Origin of the sequence: Crossiella sp. CA198, from assembly GCF_052078295.1 — a bacterium.
GTDB lineage: Bacteria > Actinomycetota > Actinomycetes > Mycobacteriales > Pseudonocardiaceae > Crossiella.
Map to the genome: position 1 here is coordinate 425,186 of NZ_JBQJIM010000004.1, position 4,691 is coordinate 429,876.

Below are 4,691 nucleotides of genomic sequence, written 5' to 3' on the forward strand. Positions count from 1 at the left end.
GTCGAGGTTAGCGCGCCCGGATCCGCCGCCACAGCACTGCCAGCACCAGCCCTGCCACCGGCAGGACCAGCAGCAGATCGGGTACCCGGGCGCTGATCCCGCTGAGCCAGACCTGCAGCGAGAACTGGCTGTCCACGTCGGCGAGCCCGCCCAGGTTGGCGGTGCCGTCGGTGAGCAGGAACAGCACGCCGATGCCGATGAACAGCAGTCCGGAGAGCAGGCTGGTGCTGTGCGTTGACCAGGTGCCGATGGTGATCGTGCGGCCGCGCAGCCAGCCGCGGTTGCCCAGGTCGAACCGGTCCCATAGCAGCGCGAGCAGGAACAGCGGGGCGGCCATGCCGAAGGCGTAGACGGCCATCAGCAGGCCGCCGTAGACCGGGTCGCCGCCGGCCGCGGACACGGTGAGCACCGCGCCGAGCAGCGGCCCGGCGCAGAACCCGGCCAGCCCGTACACCGCGCCGAGCGCGAACACCGAGGCGGTGGAGGAGATCCGGATCCGGGCCGCCGCCCGTTGCGCCGCGCCGAGGGCGAAACCCTTGCCCAGGATGGTGATCACCCCCAGCAGCACCAGCACGATCCCGCCGACCAGGGTGACGGTGTCGCGGTAGCGGGTGACCAGCGAGCCGATCGCGCCGACCCCGGCGCCCAGCGGCACCAGCACCAGCGCGAGCCCGGCGTAGAACACCGCGGTGCGGCCGAGCAGGGCTGCCGTGCGATCGAAGGCGTAGGCGAAAAACGACGGCAGCAGCAAGGCTGAACAGGGGCTGACCAGCGACAACACCCCGCCGAAGAGCGCGCCGAGCAGGCCGATGTCGGTCACGGCCGGGACTTCGCCGCTTCGATGATCTCCTGGAACCGCTGCACCGGCTGGGCGCCGACGATCGGACGTCCGTTGATCATGAAGGCGGGGGTGCCGGTGAATCCGAGGGACTGGGCTTCGGCGGCGTCCCGGCCGATCTGCTCGTCGAAGGCGGTGCCGCCCAGGTCCGTGGCGAACCGGCCCAGATCGGGCACGCCCGCCTTGCGCGCGAACTCGCGCAGCACCTCCGGGGTCAGGTCGGGGTGGCCCTTGGCCGGGGCCTCGGCGTACACCGCGTGGTTGAACTCCCAGAACTTGCCCTGCGCCGCGGCCGCCCGCCCGGCCCTGGCCGCCAGCATGGACGGCTCGCCGAAGATCGGCAGATCCCGCCACTCGATGCGCAGCGTCCCGTCACCGACGTACTGCTTGACCAGCGCGGGCTCGTGCTCGCGGCTGAACTTCGCGCAGAACGGGCAGCGGTAGTCGGAGTAGATGACCAGCACCACCGGCGCGCCGACCACGCCCTGGGCCAGCGGATCACCCGAGGTCCGGCGGGCGAGGTTGGCGAGTGAACTGGTCGTGTTCTGACCCGCCGAGGAGGTGGCGGCCGGGCCGGAGTTCTCTCCCGCCGGGCGCACGATGAGGTACACCACCAGGCCGATCGCGGCCACCGCGACCACGATGGCCAGCCAGCCATCCCGTCCTACCGGGTTCCGCCGCATGCTCGTCCGCACCGTCCTTCCGGGACACATACTACTAACCTACTTAGTAGCTTAGTAGTTCGTCCGCGGTCAGTAACCGGCGGCCCCGATGCAGTAGGCCAGCACCGCGCAGGCGACGAGTGCGGCCGCGGCCACGGCCGGGGCCAGCGCGAACAGCATGGCCACGGGGTAGTCCCAGCGCACCGGCAACCAGCGCAGCCCACCACCCTGCTGGTCCAGCCAGCACAACCGGGCGTCCACGGCGTCCCTGGACATGGCCAGCGCCGCGGCCGGCGTGCCGTGCTCACGCACCGCCAGCAACGCCGCCCGCACCGGCCCCGGCCCGTGTTCCCGGGCGGCGGCGGCATCCGCGGCCAGCTCCACCAGCACCGGAACCGTGCCCGCGGCCTTGCGGCACAACGGAATGAACGGCAACGCCGCGCCCATGATCCCGGCGAGCAACACCAGCAGATGGTGCCGACCGCGCAGGTGCGCGTACTCGTGCGCCAGCACCGCGTCCCGCTGCGGCGCACTCAACGCGGCCACCCCGCGCGTCGCGACCACGCAACCCGACCGGCCGCCAACGCTGTAGGCGACCGGCTGGTCCTCCTCCAGCCACAGCACCCGATCCCGCCCGGCCCGGCACACCGACCGCAGCAGTGACACGTGCTCGTCCCGCCACCGGCGCTGCGCCCGCACCATCCGCACCGCGACCAGTCCGACCCAGCCGAGCAGCCCGAACAACACCAGCGCGGCGCCGAGCCGGAGTAGATCCAGCCAGTCCACCACACCCTCGGCGTGCACCAGGTTGACGCAGCTGTCCGCCATCCCGATCGCCCCGTCCAACCCGCTCCACCAGGGCAGGAGCAGCAGGGTCGCCGAGATCACCGCGCACAGCGGCACCAGCACCAGTGAACTGATCCACCCGGCCAGCGCCAGCCCCGGCCGCACACTCGGCCGCACCGTGCCCAGCAGGTACACCGGCCCGACCGTGGCGACCAGCACCGCCGCGAGCAGCAGTCCGAGCGCCAGGGTCATGACGGGTCCCGCCGCTTGCGTAGCGCGCGCCGCAGGATGTCGGTCTCGGCCGGTGAGGCCGAGCGGGCGAAGTGCAGGAGGACGCTTTCGGCGTGGCCACTGGAGTCGAGCACGTCCCGCAGCAACCGCGCGCCGACCTCGGCCCGGGTCTCCGCTGGCAGGTACTCGTAGGCCCGGCCTGCGCGTTCGCGGCGGACGAGTCCCTTGCCGTGCAGGTTGTCCAGGATGGTCATGACGGTGGTGTAGGCGAGTGGCCGGGGGTCGGCGAGGCGGTCCAGGACCTGGCGGACGCGCAGGGGTTCGGTGGCGTCCCAGAGGACGTCCATGACCTTGCTCTCCAGCTCACCCAGACCGCGCATCACACCTCCCAAGTACTAACCGGGTTAGTATATGGGGGGTGCGGCCACTGCTCTTCCTCGACGTCGACGGACCGCTCATCCCCTTCGATGGCGAGTCCCAGCTGTACGCGAATCCCGAGTCCGGCGGGAACCCACTGCTGGCCAGGATCAACCCCCAGCACGGACCCCGGTTGACGGCGCTCGACTGCGAGTTGGTCTGGGCGACGACCTGGATGAACGAGGCGAACGAGTGCATCGCGCCCCGGCTCGGGCTGTCACAGCTGGCGGTCGTCGAGTGGCCGGAATCCGCTGAGTTCGAGGAGCAGGACGAGCGCGCCGGACTGCACTGGAAGACCCGGGCCTTGGTCGACTGGGCGGCGGGGCGGGCGTTCCTCTGGGTCGATGACGAGATCACCGACGCTGATCGGGCCTGGGTGTCGGCACACCATCCGGGACCTGCCCCGCTGCACCGGGTTGATCCGCGACTGGGGCTCGCCGACGCCGACTACGCCGCGCTCGGCGAGTGGCCGCGGCCTTGACTCGGACGCAACCGTAAGTCAATACTTACCGTTCGTGGGCGCTAACCAAGTTGGGGACGGATGGGACGCGCTGGGTGATCGCACCAGGCGCGCCATCGTGGAATGCCTGGCCGAGAGGCCGCGTGCGGTCGGGGAGCTGGCCGAGGAGTTACCGGTCAGCAGGCCTGCGGTGTCCCAGCACCTCAAAGTGCTGAAGGACGCCGGTCTGGTCACCGATCGGATGGCGGGCACCCGGCGGATTTATCGGCTCAACCCGGCCGGGGTGGCCGCGTTGCGCGATCAGCTGGACACGTTCTGGAACCGAGCACTGAGCGGCTACGAGGACGTAGTCGAACAATCGACTGAGGAGGGTTCATGACCCAGGTAACCGCGGTGGTACGCAAGCAGATCGTGGTCGAGGCGCCGGTCGAGCGGGCCTTTGACGTGTTCACCCGGCGGTTCGGGGATTTCAAGCCCGCCGAGCACAACCTGCTCGGTGCGGAAATCTCCGAAACCGTCTTCGAACCGCGGGTCGGCGGGCACATCTACGATCGCGGCGTGGACGGCAGCGAATGCCATTGGGCGCGCGTACTGACCTATGAGCCGCCGGACCGGGTGGTGTTCAGCTGGGACATCAGTCCACAGTGGCAGGTCGAGACCGAACCGGAGAACACCAGCGAGGTCGAGATCCGGTTCATCGCCGAGACGCCGCAGCGCACCCGGGTGGAGCTGGAGCACCGCAACATCGACCGGCACGGCCCCGGCTGGGAGTCCCTGGCCGACGGCGTCGCGGGCGACGCGGGCTGGCCGCTGTACCTGGACCGCTACCTCGCGCTGTGCACTGAGGCCGGCTAGTTGTGCGGCAATAACCTCAGCCCTGGAACGGCCTGCCTTCGGCGTCCAGGTCGGCGACCAGTTCGACCACGCTGATTCGCAGGTGGTACTTGCTGGTCATGCCCTCCAGCACGACGAACAGGGTGTCCTCGCTCTGCTGGAACACCGTCCGGCGCCGTAGCCGCCGCGGGTGGGTCGGGCGGTAGTTCCGGGCCAGCTCAGCCGCGACCGCCCTGGCGTGCTCGCGGCTGGCCGCGGGCTGGATCGGGCCCAGCGCCCAGACGTAGGCCTCCTGGCCGTGCTGGCTCTGTTCCACCATCGCGGCCCACCGGCCCTGGGTCTCGTGCACGGCGGAATCCTAGTGAGCGGCACCGACAGCTGACGCCGGAAGACGCCCGCGTACCGTGCGGGCGCCTTCCGGCGTTGATCCCCGGGCCGGTCGGCGAACACGACCCGGGAAATC

The 4,691-nt window shown here is 70.6% G+C and carries 8 protein-coding genes; 3 read left to right on the top strand and 5 right to left on the bottom strand.

The window, feature by feature from the left end:
- Positions 1-7: 7 nt before the first annotated feature.
- From ACTOWY_RS08805 to ACTOWY_RS08820, 4 genes are all read right to left on the bottom strand, one after another.
- A complete protein-coding gene (locus tag ACTOWY_RS08805) occupies positions 8-820 on the bottom strand; it encodes a cytochrome c biogenesis CcdA family protein (RefSeq protein ID WP_441309106.1) in 813 nt (270 codons plus the stop codon).
- On the bottom strand, positions 817-1,521 hold the full coding sequence (locus ACTOWY_RS08810) for a DsbA family protein (RefSeq protein ID WP_441309107.1): 705 nt from the start codon (positions 1,519-1,521) through the stop codon (positions 817-819). Before ACTOWY_RS08810 ends, ACTOWY_RS08805 begins: the two co-directional genes overlap by 4 nt.
- Positions 1,522-1,590: 69 nt before the next feature.
- Positions 1,591-2,538, bottom strand: coding sequence for a M56 family metallopeptidase (locus tag ACTOWY_RS08815; RefSeq protein WP_441309108.1), 948 nt, complete (start codon positions 2,536-2,538; stop codon positions 1,591-1,593).
- On the bottom strand, positions 2,535-2,897 hold the full coding sequence (locus ACTOWY_RS08820; protein WP_441309109.1) for a BlaI/MecI/CopY family transcriptional regulator: 363 nt from the start codon (positions 2,895-2,897) through the stop codon (positions 2,535-2,537). Before ACTOWY_RS08820 ends, ACTOWY_RS08815 begins: the two co-directional genes overlap by 4 nt.
- Before the next feature lie 38 nt (positions 2,898-2,935).
- Here ACTOWY_RS08820 and ACTOWY_RS08825 point away from each other — a divergent pair, with 38 nt between their 5' ends.
- Genes ACTOWY_RS08825 through ACTOWY_RS08835 form a run of 3 tightly spaced genes read left to right on the top strand, consistent with a single transcriptional unit; the run spans position 2,936 to position 4,249 of the window.
- A complete protein-coding gene (locus tag ACTOWY_RS08825) occupies positions 2,936-3,415 on the top strand; it encodes an HAD domain-containing protein (protein WP_441309110.1) in 480 nt (159 codons plus the stop codon).
- Positions 3,416-3,449: 34 nt separating this feature from the next.
- Positions 3,450-3,773: an ArsR/SmtB family transcription factor gene (locus ACTOWY_RS08830; RefSeq protein WP_441309111.1), complete on the top strand. Its 324-nt coding sequence runs from the start codon at positions 3,450-3,452 to the stop codon at positions 3,771-3,773.
- Positions 3,770-4,249, top strand: coding sequence for an SRPBCC family protein (locus tag ACTOWY_RS08835; protein WP_441309112.1), 480 nt, complete (start codon positions 3,770-3,772; stop codon positions 4,247-4,249). Before ACTOWY_RS08830 ends, ACTOWY_RS08835 begins: the two co-directional genes overlap by 4 nt.
- Positions 4,250-4,265: 16 nt before the next feature.
- Here ACTOWY_RS08835 and ACTOWY_RS08840 read toward each other — a convergent pair whose 3' ends face one another.
- Positions 4,266-4,577 carry a hypothetical protein gene (locus ACTOWY_RS08840; protein WP_441309113.1) on the bottom strand — a complete coding sequence of 104 codons (312 nt, stop codon included), beginning with the start codon at positions 4,575-4,577 and terminating at the stop codon, positions 4,266-4,268.
- Positions 4,578-4,691: the final 114 nt, after the last annotated feature.

Excerpts from the sequence above, each read along its gene's own strand:
- ACTOWY_RS08815 (WP_441309108.1), bottom strand. The coding sequence starts at position 2,538 with ATGACCCTGGCGCTCGGACTGCTGCTCGCGGCGGTGCTGGTCGCCACG.
- ACTOWY_RS08810 (WP_441309107.1), bottom strand. The coding sequence starts at position 1,521 with ATGCGGCGGAACCCGGTAGGACGGGATGGCTGGCTGGCCATCGTGGTC.
- ACTOWY_RS08820 (WP_441309109.1), bottom strand. The coding sequence starts at position 2,897 with ATGCGCGGTCTGGGTGAGCTGGAGAGCAAGGTCATGGACGTCCTCTGG.
- ACTOWY_RS08835 (WP_441309112.1), top strand. The coding sequence starts at position 3,770 with ATGACCCAGGTAACCGCGGTGGTACGCAAGCAGATCGTGGTCGAGGCG.